Source organism: Dactylosporangium sp. NPDC048998, from assembly GCF_043197855.1.
Classification (GTDB): Bacteria; Actinomycetota; Actinomycetes; order Mycobacteriales; family Micromonosporaceae; genus Dactylosporangium.
In genome coordinates this window covers 95,135-110,894 of the sequence record NZ_JBICTV010000019.1, presented here as the reverse complement: position 1 = coordinate 110,894, position 15,760 = coordinate 95,135, and the positions used below count along the sequence as shown (strand labels likewise).

General features: G+C 72.3%; 18 protein-coding genes and 1 riboswitch. Of the genes, 1 reads left to right on the top strand and 17 read right to left on the bottom strand.

Features of this window, described 5'->3' with window-relative positions; translation table 11 throughout:
- Positions 1–81: 81 nt before the first annotated feature.
- The 11 genes from pheT to ACGFI8_RS32310 all read right to left on the bottom strand — a co-directional run bounded on the left by pheT (position 82) and on the right by ACGFI8_RS32310 (position 9,584).
- Positions 82–2,565: a phenylalanine--tRNA ligase subunit beta gene (pheT, locus tag ACGFI8_RS32360; protein ID WP_392810597.1), complete on the bottom strand. Its 2,484-nt coding sequence runs from the start codon at positions 2,563–2,565 to the stop codon at positions 82–84.
- 1 nt (position 2,566) lies between these two features.
- A complete protein-coding gene (gene pheS, locus ACGFI8_RS32355) occupies positions 2,567–3,661 on the bottom strand; it encodes a phenylalanine--tRNA ligase subunit alpha (protein ID WP_392810596.1) in 1,095 nt (364 codons plus the stop codon).
- 137 nt (positions 3,662–3,798) lie between these two features.
- Entirely contained in the window at positions 3,799–4,605 is an 807-nt protein-coding gene (locus ACGFI8_RS32350) for a TrmH family RNA methyltransferase (protein ID WP_392810595.1), read from the bottom strand.
- A complete protein-coding gene (gene rplT, locus ACGFI8_RS32345; protein ID WP_392810594.1) occupies positions 4,592–4,954 on the bottom strand; it encodes a 50S ribosomal protein L20 in 363 nt (120 codons plus the stop codon). The genes ACGFI8_RS32350 and rplT overlap by 14 nt, the downstream gene beginning before the upstream one ends.
- A gap of 94 nt (positions 4,955–5,048) precedes the next feature.
- Positions 5,049–5,243, bottom strand: coding sequence for a 50S ribosomal protein L35 (gene rpmI, locus ACGFI8_RS32340; RefSeq protein WP_392810593.1), 195 nt, complete (start codon positions 5,241–5,243; stop codon positions 5,049–5,051).
- A 173-nt stretch (positions 5,244–5,416) separates the two neighbouring features.
- The gene (gene infC, locus ACGFI8_RS32335) at positions 5,417–6,037 is read right to left on the bottom strand and encodes a translation initiation factor IF-3 (RefSeq protein WP_392810650.1); all 621 of its coding nucleotides are present in this window, start codon (positions 6,035–6,037) and stop codon (positions 5,417–5,419) included.
- Between the two features lie 256 nt (positions 6,038–6,293).
- Positions 6,294–6,755, bottom strand: coding sequence for a PH domain-containing protein (locus ACGFI8_RS32330; RefSeq protein ID WP_392810592.1), 462 nt, complete (start codon positions 6,753–6,755; stop codon positions 6,294–6,296).
- A gap of 15 nt (positions 6,756–6,770) precedes the next feature.
- Entirely contained in the window at positions 6,771–7,622 is an 852-nt protein-coding gene (hisG, locus tag ACGFI8_RS32325) for an ATP phosphoribosyltransferase (protein ID WP_392810591.1), read from the bottom strand.
- A 50-nt stretch (positions 7,623–7,672) separates the two neighbouring features.
- On the bottom strand, positions 7,673–7,936 hold the full coding sequence (locus ACGFI8_RS32320) for a phosphoribosyl-ATP diphosphatase (RefSeq protein WP_344620409.1): 264 nt from the start codon (positions 7,934–7,936) through the stop codon (positions 7,673–7,675).
- A gap of 65 nt (positions 7,937–8,001) precedes the next feature.
- Positions 8,002–9,036, bottom strand: coding sequence for a GerMN domain-containing protein (locus ACGFI8_RS32315; protein ID WP_392810590.1), 1,035 nt, complete (start codon positions 9,034–9,036; stop codon positions 8,002–8,004).
- Complete coding sequence (locus tag ACGFI8_RS32310) at positions 9,033–9,584, bottom strand: SigE family RNA polymerase sigma factor (RefSeq protein WP_392810589.1); 552 nt, start codon at positions 9,582–9,584, stop codon at positions 9,033–9,035. The genes ACGFI8_RS32315 and ACGFI8_RS32310 overlap by 4 nt, the downstream gene beginning before the upstream one ends.
- 107 nt (positions 9,585–9,691) lie before the next feature.
- On the opposite strand from ACGFI8_RS32310, the gene ACGFI8_RS32305 reads away from it, so the two are divergent.
- On the top strand, positions 9,692–10,180 hold the full coding sequence (locus tag ACGFI8_RS32305) for a hypothetical protein (protein ID WP_392810588.1): 489 nt from the start codon (positions 9,692–9,694) through the stop codon (positions 10,178–10,180).
- A 93-nt stretch (positions 10,181–10,273) separates the two neighbouring features.
- On the opposite strand, the gene ribH is transcribed toward ACGFI8_RS32305, so the two are convergent.
- The 6 genes from ribH to rpe all read right to left on the bottom strand — a co-directional run bounded on the left by ribH (position 10,274) and on the right by rpe (position 15,737).
- Entirely contained in the window at positions 10,274–10,750 is a 477-nt protein-coding gene (gene ribH, locus ACGFI8_RS32300) for a 6,7-dimethyl-8-ribityllumazine synthase (RefSeq protein ID WP_392810587.1), read from the bottom strand.
- Complete coding sequence (locus ACGFI8_RS32295) at positions 10,750–12,027, bottom strand: bifunctional 3,4-dihydroxy-2-butanone-4-phosphate synthase/GTP cyclohydrolase II (protein ID WP_392810586.1); 1,278 nt, start codon at positions 12,025–12,027, stop codon at positions 10,750–10,752. The genes ribH and ACGFI8_RS32295 overlap by 1 nt, the downstream gene beginning before the upstream one ends.
- Positions 12,024–12,623 (bottom strand): riboflavin synthase, encoded by a 600-nt coding sequence (locus ACGFI8_RS32290; RefSeq protein ID WP_392810585.1) that lies wholly within the window; start codon positions 12,621–12,623, stop codon positions 12,024–12,026. Before ACGFI8_RS32290 ends, ACGFI8_RS32295 begins: the two co-directional genes overlap by 4 nt.
- A gap of 3 nt (positions 12,624–12,626) precedes the next feature.
- The gene (gene ribD / locus ACGFI8_RS32285; RefSeq protein ID WP_392810584.1) at positions 12,627–13,661 is read right to left on the bottom strand and encodes a bifunctional diaminohydroxyphosphoribosylaminopyrimidine deaminase/5-amino-6-(5-phosphoribosylamino)uracil reductase RibD; all 1,035 of its coding nucleotides are present in this window, start codon (positions 13,659–13,661) and stop codon (positions 12,627–12,629) included.
- A 120-nt stretch (positions 13,662–13,781) separates the two neighbouring features.
- Positions 13,782–13,930: riboswitch (FMN riboswitch) on the bottom strand.
- Positions 13,931–13,998: 68 nt separating this feature from the next.
- Positions 13,999–14,949 (bottom strand): response regulator, encoded by a 951-nt coding sequence (locus ACGFI8_RS32280; protein WP_392810583.1) that lies wholly within the window; start codon positions 14,947–14,949, stop codon positions 13,999–14,001.
- A gap of 125 nt (positions 14,950–15,074) precedes the next feature.
- Positions 15,075–15,737 carry a ribulose-phosphate 3-epimerase gene (gene rpe / locus ACGFI8_RS32275; protein WP_392810582.1) on the bottom strand — a complete coding sequence of 221 codons (663 nt, stop codon included), beginning with the start codon at positions 15,735–15,737 and terminating at the stop codon, positions 15,075–15,077.
- Positions 15,738–15,760 lie beyond the last annotated feature (23 nt).

Genomic DNA, 15,760 nt, shown 5'->3' with positions numbered 1-15,760 from the left:
GTGACGGCGGCCACAGTGGCTGTGTGGAAGCAGTGGCTGCCATGACATGCCATGGCAGCCACTGCTTCCACAGTGGTGATGTCAGGCGCCGCGCAGCACCGCGCCTAGGCGCTCGGTCGCGACCGCCACCGCCGCGTCGCGGGCGGCGAGCGCCTCCTCGCCGGTGAGCGTGCGGTCCGGCGCCCGGAACGTCAGCTTGTACGCCAAGGACTTGCGCCCCTCGCCGAGCTGCGCCCCGGAGTACACGTCGAAGAGCCGCACCGACTCCAGCAGCGGCCCGGCGCCCTCGGCGAGCGCCGCCTCGACCTCGCCGGCCGGGGTGGCCGCGTCGACCACGAGCGCGACGTCGATCAGCGCGGTCGGGAAGCTCGACAGCCGCGGCGCGATCGACACGCCCGGGATCGGCAGCGCGTCCAGCTCCAGCTCCATCGCCACGGTACGGCGGGGCAGGTCCAGGTCGGCGCAGACCGCCGGGTGCAGCTCGCCGGCGTGCCCGACGACGGTGTCGCCGACGAGCAGCGCCGCGCAGCGGCCCGGGTGCCACGGCGCCTCCGCCGCGGCGCGGACCGTCAGCTCGACGCCGGCGGCCGCGGCGACGGTCCGGGCGGCCTCGACCGCGTCGGCCCAGTCGGCCGGGCGCCCGCCGCCCCACCAGCCCGCCGGTTCGGCGTCGCCGGCGATGACGGCGGCCACGTGCCACGGCTGGCGCGGCAGCAGCTCGTCGACCGCGGCGAGCTCCTCGGCGCTCGGCGGCCCGTCGACCCCGGCGGCCGGCGCGACCCGCAGCGGCCCGTCGGGCAGGAAGACCAGCCCGATCTCGAACAGCGCCACGTCGCGCATTCCGCGGCCGAGGTTGCGGCGAAGGGCGGTGAGCAGCGGCGGCAGCAGCGTGGTGCGCATCGCCGGCTCCTCGTCGGACAGCGGATTGCGCAGCAGCACCGCCTCGCGGCGGGGGTCGCCGGCCGGGATGCGCATCGCGTCGAGCGTGTGCGTGCCCACGAACGGGTAGCACAGCGTCTCGACGTAGCCGGCGTCGGCGAGCGCCCGCCCGACGGTGCGCCGGCGGCGCTGGGTCGCGGTGAGGCCCCCGCCGGGCGGCGCGATCGGCAGCACGCTGGGGATCCGCTCGTACCCGTCGAGGCGCAGCACCTCCTCGGCGAGATCGGCCGGGTCGTTGAGGTCGTGCCGCCAGCTCGGCGGGGTGACGGTGAGCGTTTCACCGTCCGCGACGACCTGCGCGCCGATCATGGCGAGGATCTCCAGCACCCGCTCCGGGGCATAGTCGACCCCGGCCAGCTGCGACGGCCGCGCCACCGACATCGTGATCGGCGCCGGAGGCACCACCGCGGAGACGTCGGAGACGCCGGAGACGCCGGTGGACACCGTGCCGCCGCCGTGCTGCGCCAGCAGCGCCGCCGCCCGCGCGCAGGCCGCCGCGGTGATCTGCGGGTCGACGCCGCGCTCGTAACGCTTGCCGGCCTCGCTGGGCAGCTTGTGCCGGCGGATCGTGCGGGCCACCGAGCGCGGGTCCCAGTGCGCGGCCTCGAACAGCACGTCGACCGTCGCCGGGGACACCTCGGTGGTGGTGCCGCCCATGACCGCGGCGAGCGAGACCACGCCGGTGCCGTCGGCGATGACGATGTCCTCGGGGTCGAGCGCCCGGGTGACGCCGTCCAGCGTGGTCAGCTTCTCGCCGGCCTGGGCGCGGCGCACCACGAGCGGGCCGGTGAGCTGCCCGAGGTCCCAGGCGTGCATCGGCTGGCCCATCTCGATCATCACGTAGTTGGTGATGTCGACCGGCAGCGAGATCGCGCGGATGCCGGCCGTGGCCAGCCGCTGCCGGATCCACTGTGGGGTGGGCGCGGCCGGGTCGACGCCGCGCACGGCGACGGCGGTGAACCGGTCGCAGGCGACGCTGTCGAGGACCTCGATCGGGTACGCCTCACCGCCGTCGCCCTCCAGGCGGACGACCGCCGCGACCGGGTCGCGGTAGGCGCCGCCGAGGGAGTGCGACAGCTCGCGGGCGATGCCGCGGACCGAGAAGCAGTACCCGCGGTCCGGGGTGACGTTGACCTCGACCACGACGTCGTCGAGCCCGACCAGCGGGCGGGCCTCGTCGCCGGGCTTCGCCGTCTCCGGGGGCAGCACGATGATGCCCTCGTGGTCGTCGCTCACCCCGAGCTCGCGGCCGGAGCAGATCATGCCGTTGGAGACGTGCCCGTAGGTCTTGCGGGCCGAGATCGTGAAGTCGCCGGGCAGCACGGCGCCGGGCAGCGCCACCACGACCAGGTCGCCCTCGGCGAAGTTGCGGGCGCCGCAGATGATGCCCTGGGGCTGGTCGCCGCCGACGTCGACGAGGCAGTACCGGATGGGCTTCTTCAGCCCCTGCAGCTCCTCGATCGACTCGACCCGCCCGACGACGAGCGGCCCGGACACGGCGGCACCCGCGTCGAGCAGCTCCTCGACCTCCAGGCCGACCTTGACCAGGGCCTTCTCCAGCCCGTCGGCGTCGAGGCCGGCCGGCAGGTCGACGTGCTCGCGCAGCCAGGAAAGCGAAACGCGCACCTCAGGCCTCCCATCCGAACGCCCGCGCGTACCGCACGTCGCCCTCCACCATGTCGCGCATGTCGGCCGCCTCGTTGCGGAACATCAGCGCCCGCTCGATGCCCATGCCGAACGCGAAGCCGGAATACTCATCCGGGTCGATCCCGCACGCGCGCAGCACCCGCGGGTTCACCATGCCGCAGCCGCCCCACTCGACCCAGCGCGGGCCGTCGCGGTGCTGCGGGAACCACAGGTCGATCTCGGCGCCCGGCTCGACGAACGGGAAGTACGACGGCCGGAGCCGGGTCCGCGCCTGCGGGCCGAACATGCCCTTGACGAAGTTGTCCAGCGTGCCCTTGAGGTGGCCCATCGTGATGCCCTTGTCCACCACCAGGCCCTCGACCTGGTGGAAGACCGGGGTGTGGGTCGCGTCGAGCTCGTCGGTGCGATACACCCGGCCGGGGCAGATGATGTAGATCGGCGGCTTGCGGGTCGTCATCGTGCGCGCCTGCACCGGCGAGGTGTGGGTGCGCAGCACGACGCGCGAGTCCTCGTCCCGGGCCGGCGCACCGGCGCCCCCGGCGGCGACGAAGAACGTGTCCATCATCGAGCGCGCCGGGTGGTCGGGGTGCATGTTGAGGGCGTCGAAGTTGTACCACTCCCACTCGACCTCGGGCCCCTCGGCGACCTCGTAGCCCATGCTCACGAACAGGTCGCCGACCCGCTCCATGATCTTGGTCAGCGGGTGCTGGGCGCCCACCGGCCGGCGACCGGTCGGGAGGGTGACATCCACCGCCTCCTCCACGAGCACCCGCTCCTCGCGCTCGGCGGTGAGCACCGCCAGGCGGGCGTCGTAGGCGCCTTGGATCGCGACGCGGGCGAGGTTGACGCGCTTGCCGGCGTCGGCCTTGGCGGCCGGGGGCAGCGAGCCGATCTCGCGGCGGGCCAGGGACACCGGGGCGCGGTCGCCGAGGTGCTGGTGCTTCAGCGCGGCGAGCCCGTCGAGGTCGCCGGCGCCGGCGAACGCCTTGTCGGCCGCGGCGACCGCGTCGTCGAGCGCGCTCTGGTCGAGCAGCGCGGCCTGCTTCGGATCGTACGGATCAGTGCGGTACGTCATCGGACTCTTCCCACGGGAGATTGGCCTCGGACAGTGTAGTGAGGTCCGCCCGCCGGTCGTGGGAAGGTGTCAGGAGGGGTGAGGTCCCAGTCGCCCATCCATCAGCCCACCGTCACCGGCGGGCTGGATAAACAGGTTCACGGCTTCCTCCTCAGGGCTTTCGCCGAAGTGTACAGGCAGACGGCCGCGGCTGCCGCCAGGTTGAGGCTCTCGGCGCCGCCGTAGAGCGGCACCCGCACCCGCCGGTCGGCCTCGAGCTCCTTCGGCAGGCCGTGCGCCTCGGAGCCGAACAGCCAGGCGGACGGCCGGTCGAGGGTGGCGAGGTCGAACAGGTCGGTGTCGCCGTAGCCGTCGGCGGCGAGCACCTGGATGCCGGCCTCACGCAGCGCGGCGACGGTGGCCGCGGCGTCGCGGGCGCGGACCACGTCGACGTGGAACAGGCTGCCGGCGGAGGAGCGCACGGCCTTGCCGTTGTACGGGTCGACGGAGTCGCCGGCGAAGACGACGGCGGTGGCGCCGGCCGCGTCGGCGGTGCGCAGGACGGTGCCGGCGTTGCCGGGGTCGCGAATGTCGACGCAGACGGCGACCAGGCGCGGGCCGCGCTCGAGGGCGGCGGCGAGCGGGACGTCGCGCTGCTGGCAGACGGCAACCAGGCCCTGCGGCTGCACGGTTTCGGCGAGCGCCTGCATGGCGCCGTCGTCGACGAGGGAGGCGCCGGCGGTCAGCTCCGGGTAGCGGTCCACCGCGTCGGCGGTGGCGAAGACCTCGGCGACGGCGCCGGTCCTGAGCGCCTCCCGGACGGCCTGCGGGCCCTCGGCCAGGAAGCGGCCGGTCTCGTCGCGGTCCCGGCGGCGATGCAGGCGCCGGGCGGCGACGACCCGGGGCGTCCGAACGGTGAACACCCCGGGTCGCGACTGCTGTGCGTGCGGATCAGGCTGCGGCAACGGCCGACTTCGCCACCTGAACCAGGCCGCTGAACGCCTTCTCGTCGCTGACCGCGAGCTCGGCGAGGATCTTCCGGTCCACCTCGACGCCGGCGAGACGCAGGCCCTGGATGAGGCGGTTGTAGGTCAGGCCGTTCGCGCGGGCCGCGGCGTTGATGCGGGTGATCCACAGCTGGCGGAAGTCACCCTTGCGGTCGCGACGGTCGCGGTAGGCGTACTGCATCGAGTGCAGCACCTGCTCCTTGGCCTTGCGGTACAGGCGCGAGCGCTGCCCGCGGTAGCCGCTGGCGGTCTCCAGGACGGTGCGGCGCTTCTTCTGGGCATTCACTGCCCGCTTCACGCGTGCCACGGTTCGTTACTCCTCATGCGAGACCGGCCCGGGGTCGTGCCCGATGGAAGGCCGGTCGAAAAGTCAAGGAAGGTCGGGGGGAGAGCGCCGCTGGTTATCGGCCGAGGAGCTTGTTGACCTTGCGGGTCTCCGACTTGGCGAGCTCGACGTTGCCGCTCAGGCGCCGAGTCTCACGGCTGGACTTGACCTCGAGGCGGTGCCGCTTGCCCGCCGGCTCGCTGAGGATCTTGCCGCGACCGGTGATCTTCACGCGCTTCTTCATCCCGGAGTGCGGTTTGAACTTCGGCATGCTTGTGTTGCCCTTCATTCATCGGGTGCGCCGGCACCCTGCCGTCGACGTGGCGTCAGGGTGCCATGGCGTTCCGGCGCGCAGCCGGGAACTCCGCGTTGTGCGGGGCCCGCCCGCACGACGCGGTGGTTGATATGACGTAGTGCCTGGTCGGCGGTGCCGCCCCGGCGTTGTTACGCCTGGTCGGCGGTGACGACCTCGGGCAGCCCGGCGACTGCTTCGCCCTCCGGGCTCGCGCCGCCGTCCGCCTTCGCCTCGCGGCTCTGGGTCGCCGCGGCCTTCACGTTGCGGTGAGGTGCCAAGACCATGATCATGTTGCGGCCGTCCTGCTTGGGCGCGGCCTCGACGAAGCCCAGCTCCGAGATCTCCTCCGAGAGCTTGCGCAGCAGCCGGAAACCAAGCTCCGGGCGGCTCTGCTCGCGGCCACGGAACATGATCGTTACCTTGACCTTGTCGCCCGCCTTCAGGAACCGCACCACGTGACCCTTCTTGGTCTCGTAGTCGTGCGGATCGATCTTCGGGCGGAGCTTCATCTCCTTGATGACGGTCTGCTGCTGGTTACGCCGGGCTTCCCGGGCCTTGAGCGCGCTCTCGTACTTGAACTTGCCGAAGTCCATGAGCTTGCAGACGGGCGGGCGTGCCATGGGCGCAACTTCGACCAGGTCCAAGTCCACGTCGGCGGCCAGCTGGAGTGCGCGCTCAAGCGGGACGATGCCCACCTGCTCACCCTCCGGACCGACCAGCCGGACTTCACGTGCCCGGATCTGCTCGTTGACGCGTGGCTCGACGCTGATGTGGCCTCCTCAATAGGTGTTTCAACTCATATGGTCAACGCATCCCGCGTGTCCGGCATTTCCGGCCCTTTCGGGTCGGCGCCGACGGCAACGCCAAAAACCCCCGCCGCGCGTGCGCAGGCGAGGGCCGTTCGACCCGTCCACACGAAGCGGACCGGTCGGACCGGACCCGGCCGCCTACAAGCCGCACGGGTGGGGACCTCGACGGTCCCGCTTTCGGACACCCCGTTTTGGGACGGGATGCGGTCGACGCCGACTACTCTACCACGGCCGGTGTCCGGCTCGCGGTGTGCAGGGCCCGCAGCTCGCGGGCGGCCCGCACGGCGTAGTCCTTGTCGGCCATCTGCACCGCCATGACCGCGACCCGCTCGTCGTCGTGCAGGTCGAGGGTGAGCCACGGGGCGCCGCGGCCGAAGGTGACCGCCCGCACCACGTCCCAGGGCAGGTCGTAGGTGCCGATGATGTTGCGCACCCGCACCCCGCGCTCGTCGGCCTCGACCCGCGGCCGGGTCATCAGCAGGATGCCGGCCGCGGCGCACAGGCCCAGGCCGATCATCGCCGCCTGGTCGCCGCGCTGGAAGTATCCGGGCCCGTCACCCGTCTTGCCGTGCAGCCCGAACGCGATCAGCGTGAAGACCACGACGACGACGAACGCGAGGACGTAGGCGATGATCCGGGCCCGTTGGGGCCGCGCGGTGACCGGGGAAGGCGTGCTCACGGCCCCAGTCTGCCACTACAGCCGGCAGGCGTGGATTCCGGTCACCAGGATGGCGCGGGCGCCCACCTCGTAGAGCTCGTCCATGATCCGGTGCACGTCGGCCTGCGGCACCATCGCCTGGACCGCCACCCAGCCCTCGCGGTGCAGCGGGGAGATGGTCGGCGACTCGATGCCGGGGGTCAGCGCGACCGCGGCGTCGAGCGAGTCGGCCTTCACGTCGTAGGCGAGCATGACGTACTGCCGGGCGACGAGGACGCCCTGCAGGCGGCGCAGCAGCTGCGGTACACCCGAGGGAAGCTCCTCGCCGGCCCGGCGGATGAGGACCGCCGAGGACTTGAGGATCGGCTCGCCGATCGTGTCGAGCCCGGCCTGCCGCAGGGTCTTGCCCGTCTCGACCACGTCGGCGATGACGTCGGCGACGCCGAGGCGGATCGCGTTCTCCACGGCGCCGTCGAGCCGGATGACCTCGGCGGCCACGCCGTGCTCGGCGAAGTAGCGCTCCATGACGCCCGGGTAGGCGGTGGCCACGCGCAGCCCCTCGAGGTCGGCGGGGCTCGAGCCCTTCAGCGAGCCGGGCACGGCGGCGAACCGGAAGGTGGCCTTGCCGAAGTTGAGGTCGAGCACCTCGACGGCCGGGCTACCCGCGTCGATGAGCAGGTCGCGGCCGGTGATGCCGAGGTCGAGGTCGCCGGAGCCGACGTACGTGGCGATGTCGCGCGGGCGCAGGTAGAAGAACTCGACGCCGTTGGGCTCGTCCCGGCAGAGCAGGTCCTTGGGGTCGGAGCGCTGGCGGTAGCCGGCCTCCTGGAGCATCTGGGCGGCGGGCAGGGCGAGGGTGCCCTTGTTGGGCACGGCGATGCGAAGCATTCGGTTGTCTCCAGACGGGTGGCGGGGTTTTCGGGAAGGACGGGACCGAACTACAGATGTCGGTAGACGTCTTCCAGCGACAGCCCAGTCGCCAGCATCAGGCACTGCACCTGGTACAGCAGCTGCGAGAGCTCCTCCGCGGTGCGCTGCGGGCCCTCGTGCTCGGCCGCCATCCAGCTCTCGGCGGCCTCCTCGACGACCTTCTTGCCGATGAAATGCACGCCCTTCTCCAGCGCCGCCACGGTGCCGGATCCGGGGGTGCCCGCCGCCGCCTTGGCGCTCAGCTCGGCGAACAGCTCGTCGAAGGTCTTCACGGGCTCGAATTCTCGCAGGCCCCGGGCCGGAAACGGAATCCGGTTACCGACAGGCGTGTCGCGCCTCACCCGACCGAGAAGTCATGGTCGTCGACCCACTGGATGCTGCCGTCCCTCAGCGAGACGAAGTAGGCCTCCACGGTGTACCGCCCGGAGGCGAGCGTCAGCGGCACACGCGCCTCCCCCAGCGCCGGCGCGCCCGCGCTCAGTCGCACCACCCGCTCGGCGACCAGCTGCCCGCCCGTCCCGCGGATGCGCAGGTTGACGGTCCCCTCGGGCACGATCCCGGCCAGGTACACCGTGAACGACTTGCCGACGACCGCGCCCTGCTCCGGCTCGATGACCCAGACCGGCGCCTGGACGTCGGCCATGGGCGCCTGGCGCAGCACCCCGCCGGTGTCGGCGATCCCCCACAGCCGGGCCACGGGCGCGCCGTCGACGAGGAGGCGAACGCCGTCGCTCCGCTTCATCGACGTGTACGTCGAGACTGCGGCCACCGTGTACACGAGTTGCTGCACCGCGAGGTCCGCGGTGCCGTTGACCGGGCTCGTCACCGGGCTCGTCACCGGTCCAGGCCCGACGTCGCCGAGGTCGACCGTCACCTGGCCGCCGGCCAGGGTCACGCCGTGCACGGTGACGCCGGCGGGCCACAGGGTGCGGTAGTCCGGGTCGGCCGACTCGCCGCGCAGGGACATGTCGACGGCGGCGAGGACGCGGGCGCGGTCGCTGTCCTCGGCGAGCGTGACGGGCCGGAACTCGCGGTACAGGCGGCCGTTTCGGGCGAAGTACACCGGAAGACTGACCGTCTTGGCGCTCGGCGTGACGCTCGGCGGTGCGACGATGTCCGATTTTTCGGGCCTACTGGCACTTGGCGGCGGTGGCTGGGTGGCCCGGGTGCCGGCGACGAACACCGCGCCGGCCGCGATCGCCGTCGCGACCGCCGCCACCGCGCCGATCATCGCCCACGCGCCGCGGCGGCGGGCGCGGGCGGTGCGCATCCGGATCCGCGCCAGCGCGTCCGGCGACGCCTCGACCTCGTCGGCCCGGGCGAGCAGCGCCTCCCGGAGCCGCTGCTCGGGCCCGCTTTCCTGTGGCCTCATAGCGCCTGCTCCAGACTCTGCCGCAGCGCGGCCATTCCGCGCGCCGCGTGGCTCTTGACCGCGCCGCGGCTGACCCCCATGGCGTCGGCGATCTCGGCCTCGGAAAGCTCCGCGTAGTACCGCAGGACGATCGCCTCCCGCTGGCGGGCGGGCAGGCGGCGTACCGCGTCCAGGACCTCCCGGTGCCGCAGCAGGCTCAGCGCGCCGGTCTCCGCGCTCGCCACCTCCTGCGGCTCCGTCGTTCCGCGGGCGAGGTGCCGCTCGGCCACCCCGCGCCGGCGTAACGCCGACCGGGCGCCGTTGAGCACGCTGGTGCGCAGGTAGGCGAGCGCCTTGTCCGCGTCGCGCAACCGCCGCCAGCGGTGGTGCAGGGCCACGTACGCGTCCTGCACCACGTCCTCGGCCACCAGGTCGTCGTGCAGCAGCAGTACCGCGAGCCGGACCAGCCCGCGGTAGTGCGCGGAGAACAGCGCGGCGATCGCGTCGTCCGCGCTCCATCCGCGCACGTCGTCGTCGCGCGCGGGCTCCCTGGGGGTCGCCACCTGCACCGGCCCACCGTCCCATGCCGCTGCCGCGGCGTCGGCCATCACACACGGACGACGCGCGGGTGCGCCCATCGGTTTACCGGTCGGATCACATGGTTACCCTGTCGATCGTGGATACGGAGCCGAAGTACACCGACGAAGAGTGGGGCCTGCTCGTCGGCCTCCCGCAGTCCGTCTTGATCGCGGCGTCCCAGGCCGAGCCCGACGGCAGCCGGCGCACCCGCGAGGAGTGGACGGCCGGCATGACCGCCATCGCGGACGGCCGCGGCTCGTCCAGCCCCCTGGTGAAGTCCGTCGCGGCCGAGGTGGTCTCGCGCCAGGGCGACGTCACCGACGGCGACGAGCCGCCGATCATCGAGTTTCCGGACCGCGACGCCGGCCTGGCCGACGTGATCTCCCGCGCCCGCGCCGCGCACGAGCTCCTCGCCGCGAAGGCCGGGCCGGCCGACGCCGAGTCGTACCGCTACTGGGTCGTCACCGTGGCCGACCAGGTCGTCGGCGCCGCCCGGACCGGCGGCGTGCTGGGCCTGGGCGGCGAGCAGGTGACCCAGGCGGAGCGCACCTTCCGCGACGACCTGGCTACGGCCCTCGAGATCTGAGGCTGTTTCCAGCCGGCGCGCCGTCCAGGGCTCCGAGCCGGGTTCGCCATGATCACGAAGCGACACTTCGCGATCATGGCGCACCGACGGCGTTCAGGACTTCGCGACCAGGCGCAGCGCGACCGCCGCATCCAGCGCGGCCAGGGCCGCCGCGTAGCCCTTGTCCTCCGCGGACTCCTCGAACCCGGCCCGCGCCCGGGCCTGGTCGTAGTTGTCCACCGTCAGCACGCCGTGCGCCACCGGCGTCGACTCGTCCAGGGCGACGCGGGTGAGGCCGTCGGTCACGGACTGGCAGACGTACTCGAAGTGGGCCGTGTCCCCCCGGACCACCACGCCCAGGGCGACCACCGCGTCGAAGCGGTGCGCCAGCGCCTGCGCCAGGACCGGCAGCTCGACCGCCCCGTCGACCCGGGCGACCGTGATGTGGTCGACGTTGGACGCCTCGCCGGCCGCGATCGCCCGGCTCAGCATGTGGTCGACCAGCTCGCCGTGCCACCGGGTGGCGACGATCCCCAGGGTCAGCCCCGTGCCGTCCACCCGTTGCAGGACGGGTGCCCCACTACCAGCCATTACGCAAGTCCCTCCGCGACCTCGTCGAGCTCGTCCAGCAGGTGCCCCATCCGGTCCCGCTTGGTGCGCAGGTAACGCACGTTCTCCGGGTGCGGCCGGGTCGGCAGGGGCACGCGACCCAGCACGGACAGACCGTACCCCTCCAGACCTGCCCGCTTTGCCGGGTTGTTCGTGAGAAGCCGCATCGTTTTGATGCCGAGGTCGACGAGGATCTGCGCGCCGGTGCCGTAGTCGCGGGCGTCGGCGGGCAGGCCGAGGTCGAGGTTGGCGTCCACGGTGTCGCGGCCGAGGTCCTGCAGCTGGTACGCCTGCAGCTTGTGGATCAGGCCGATCCCCCGGCCCTCGTGCCCCCGCATGTAGAGGACCACGCCGCGGCCTTCCGCCGCGACCATCTTCATGGACGCCTCCAGCTGGGGGCCGCAGTCGCAGCGCACCGAGCTGAACACGTCGCCGGTGAGGCACTCGGAGTGCACCCGCACGAGCACGTCCTCGCCGTCGCCGAGGTCGCCGTAGACGAGGGCGATGTGCTCGCCGTTGCCGAACTGCTGGGTGTACCCGACCGCGCGGAACACCCCGTGCTCGGTCGGCAGCCGGGTCTCGGCCACGCGCTCGACCTGCTTCTCGGTGTGCCGGCGGTACGCGATGAGGTCGGCGATGCTGATCAGCGCCAGGTCGTGCTCGGCGGCGAACTTCCGCAGGTCCGGCAGGCGCATCATGGTGCCGTCGTCGTTGACCATCTCGCACAGCACGCCGGCCGGGCGCAGGCCGGCCATGGTGGCCAGGTCGACGGCCGCCTCGGTGTGGCCGGCCCGGCGCAGCACACCGCCGTCCTTGGCGCGCAGCGGCACGATGTGCCCGGGGCGGGTGAGGTCGTGCGGCTGGGTGTCGGCCGAGGCGAGCAGGTTGATGGTGCGGGCGCGGTCGGCGGCGGAGATCCCGGTGGTGCCGCCGAAGCGCGCGTCGACGGTCACCGTGTACGCGGTGCCGCGGCGATCCTGGTTCGTGCGGTACATCGGCGGGAGATCCAGGCGGTCGGCCTCGGCCTCGGTGATCGGCACGCAGATGTACCCGGAGGTGTAGCGCACCATGAACGCGACCAGCTCGGGGGTGGCGAACTCGGCCGCGAAGATCAGGTCGCCCTCGTTCTCGCGGTCCTCGTCGTCGACGACGATCACGGCACGGCCGGCGGCGATCTCCTTGACGGCCCGCTCGATCGGGTCGAGGCCAGTGACCGGCGCGTTCGCAACGCCGCCTCCGCTTCGCTCCGGGGCGCTCATGACAGCCGCGCCTTCCCGAGCAGCTTCTCCACGTACTTCGCCATGATGTCGACCTCCAGGTTGACCCGCTCGCCGACGCCCTTGGCGCCGAGCGTGGTGAGTTTGAGCGTCGTCGGGATCAGCCCGACCGAGAACGTGTCGTCCGTGACGGCGGTGACGGTGAGCGAGATCCCGTCGACGGTGATGGAGCCCTTCTCCACCACATACCGGCTCAGCCCCTCGGGCAGCGAGAACGTGACCGTCTCCCACTGGTCGCCGGCCTCGCGGGACAGGACCGAGCCGACCCCGTCCACGTGGCCCTGCACGATGTGCCCGCCGAGGCGGGTGGCGACGGTCGCGGCGCGCTCGAGGTTGACGGCCGCCCCGGCCCGCAGCGCGCCGAGGGTCGAGCGCTTGAGCGTCTCGCCCATCACGTCGGCGGTGAAGACGCCGTCGGCGTTGTCGACCACGGTCAGGCAGACCCCGTTGACGGATATCGAGTCGCCGTGGGCGGCGTCGGAGGCGACGGTCGTACCGCGGATCGCGAGCCGGGCGGAGTCGCCCAGCTCATCGATCCCGACGACCGTGCCGAGCTCTTCGATGATGCCGGTGAACACTGCTCACGCACCTTTCACTGTTGCCGTCAGGCGCACGTCGGGCCCGATCCTGGCAAGGTCGACAACGTCGAGCGTCAATGCCTCGGCGATGCTGGAAATTCCCGCGAAGCCCAGCGCCGCGGGGCCGGCGCCGAGGAGCTTGGGCGCGAGGTACGCGACGACCCGGTCGACCAGCCCCGCGGCCAGGAACGCGCCCGCGAGCGTCGGGCCGCCCTCCAGCAGCGCGACGCGGACCCCGCGCGCGTACAACTCGCGGAGCATGGCCGGCAGGTCGGCGCGCCCGTCCTCCCCCGGCGCCACGACCCACGTCGGCGCCGAAGGATCAAAAACCTGCAAGCCGGGTTCGGTACCTCGGGTGCCTCCGACGACCACGCGCAGCGGCTGGCGGGCCGCGAGCACGCCCGCCGGCGAACGCACGGTGAGCTGCGGATCGTCGGCCAGCACGGTGCCGATCCCGGCGATGATCGCGTCGACGCCGGCCCGCAGCCGGTGCACGTCGGCCCGCGCGTCCGGCGACGTGATCCACTTGCTCGTGCCGTCCGCGGCGGCGGAGCGCCCGTCGAGTGTGGCCGCGAACTTCCAGATGACGTAAGGGGTGCCGCGGGAAACGGCGGTGAGCCAGCCCTCCATGGCGTCGTGGGCGAGCTCGTGCAGTACCGAACCCATGTCCACGACGACCCCGGCGGACCGCAACGTCTCGGCGCCGCCCGCGGCGACCGGGTTGGGGTCGCGGACGCCGGCCACGACGCGCGCCACCCCCGCCGCGACCAGGGCGCGCGAGCAGGGGCCGGTGCGGCCGGTGTGGTCGCAGGGCTCCAGCGTGACGTAGGCGGTGGCGCCGCGGGCCAGCTCGCCGGCCTGCCGCAACGCCCCGACCTCGGCGTGCGGCCCGCCGGCCGGCGCGGTGCGCCCCTCGCCGACGATGCGGCCGCCGGGGGCCACGATGACGCAGCCGACGTTGGGGTTGGGGCTGGTCTCGCCGAGGCTCAGGCGCGCCAGCTCGATGGCGCGTCGCATGAACGTCTCGTCGTCTGCCATGGCCCTCTCCCGCGTGGTCCGTGATCACACGCGGGGGGACGCCGACGGATCCCGGCCAAGAGGCGCCGGGAAGCGCGCAGCAGCCCACCGGCCCGCCCGACTCGGGCGACACCGGATCCCGCGCGCTGAACTCCCATCCGGACTGTGACCGTCGGCCCTGGACTCACACCAGGTCCACCGGCCGATGGCTTCGACCGGGTCGCGGGCTCCCGGCCCGTAGTGGGCCGGTTACCGCCGGTTCGGAATTTCACCGAGCCCCGCCAGCGCGTGGTGGGTACTTGACCTGAGTCTTACACAGAACTCGCGGTCCTTACCGGGTCATGCCCGGGGATATGCGTCACAACTCGACGGCGCTGCGCCGGTCGACCGCCACGTAGTTGCCGTTGTGCTTCTTGGCCACCTTCTTCATCTCGGTGGCGATGGCGATGATCTCGCGCGGGTCGGTGAACCTGCCGCTCTCGGGCGTGCCGATGGCCACCCCGATCGACAGCGTCACCAGGTTGGCCTGCTGCACCTCGCCGGCGCGCGAGACCACCTCGATGTACCCACGCTCGGCGTCGACCTGGTCGTACAGCGCGTCGGCGGCGGCCTGGAACTCCAGGATCGCCTTCGTCGTGAGCTCCTTGAGCTGCTCGGGCGCGCACACGATCAGGAAGTCGTCCCCGCCGATGTGCCCCAGGAACGCCGGCGGCAGCCCGACCTCGACCACGGCCCGGTGCAGCGCCCGGGCGAGCGAGATGATGAACTCGTCGCCGCGCGCGAACCCGTAGACGTCGTTGACCGGCTTGAACCGGTCGATGTCGACGTGCGACACCGCGAAGTCGGTGCCGGCCCGCGCCCGGTCCGTGATCTCGCGCAGGATCCGGGAGTTGCCCGGCAGCCCCGTCAGCGGCGAGACCTCGCGGTTCTCCTGGTTGCGCCGCAGCGTGGAGCGCACCCGCGCCACCAGCTCCAGCGTGTCGAACGGCTTGACCAGGTAGTCGTCCGCCCCCGCCTGCAGCCCGATCACCTTGTCCGCGGTCTGCCCGCGCGCCGTCAGCAGGATCACCGGCATCGACGCGGTCATCGGGTCGGCGCGCAGCCGGCGGGTGAGCTCGAGCCCGTCGAGCTGCGGCATCATCCAGTCGACGACCACCAGCGCCGGCTTGTACTCCTGGATCAGCGACAGCGCCGTGGCCCCGTCGTGCGCGAGCAGCACGTCGAACCCTTCGAGGTTGAGATTGACCTCGATGAACCGGGCGATGTCGACGTCGTCGTCGACCACGAGAATGACGTCGCGTTCGCCCACTGCCGTCCCGTCTGTTCGTTTCGTGCTCTTCCACCGCTTTCCGCGGCCTTGCTGTCTGGTTCTATCCCATTTGGTCAGGTTTAGCCTGGGCTGCTCCGCCTCGCTTGTCCAGGCTTGTCCAGGGCCTAGCCGTTCGAGGCGATGGCCCGCAGCTTGCGCACGGCCGCGGCAGGGTCCTCCGCCCCGTACACGGCGGTCCCGGCCACGAACGTGTCCGCCCCCGCCTCGGCACACGCCGCGATGGTATCTTCGGCCACTCCGCCGTCGACTTCAATGCGCAGCTCGAGATGCCCGGCGTCGATATGCCGCCGGGCGGTACGCACCTTGTCGAGCATCTCGGGCAGGAACGCCTGCCCCCCGAACCCCGCCTTGATCGTCATGATGAGCAGCAGGTCGAAGTGGGGCAGCAGCTCGAGGTATCCGTCGACGGGCGTGTCCCGGTCGATCGCCAGCCCCGCCCGGCTCCCCGCGGCCCGCAGATCCTTGGCGATCGCCACCGGATCGGTCGCGGCCTCGGCGTGAAAGGTGACGTTGTACGCCCCCGCCTCCGCGTAGTCGGGCGCCCACCGAGCCGGGTCCGCGATCATGAGATGACAGTCGAACGGCAACGTGGTCGCCTTCCGCAGACTCTGCACCACGGGCAGCCCGATCGTGAGATTCGGGACAAAATGGTAGTCCATGACATCCACGTGCAACCAGTCCGCGGCCCCCTCGACGGCCCGCGCCGCAGAGGCGAGCCGAGCGAAGTCCGCAGCAAGAATCGAAGGCGCGATCACGTTGTCCGACACAGCGTGATGCTATCGAGCCCGCC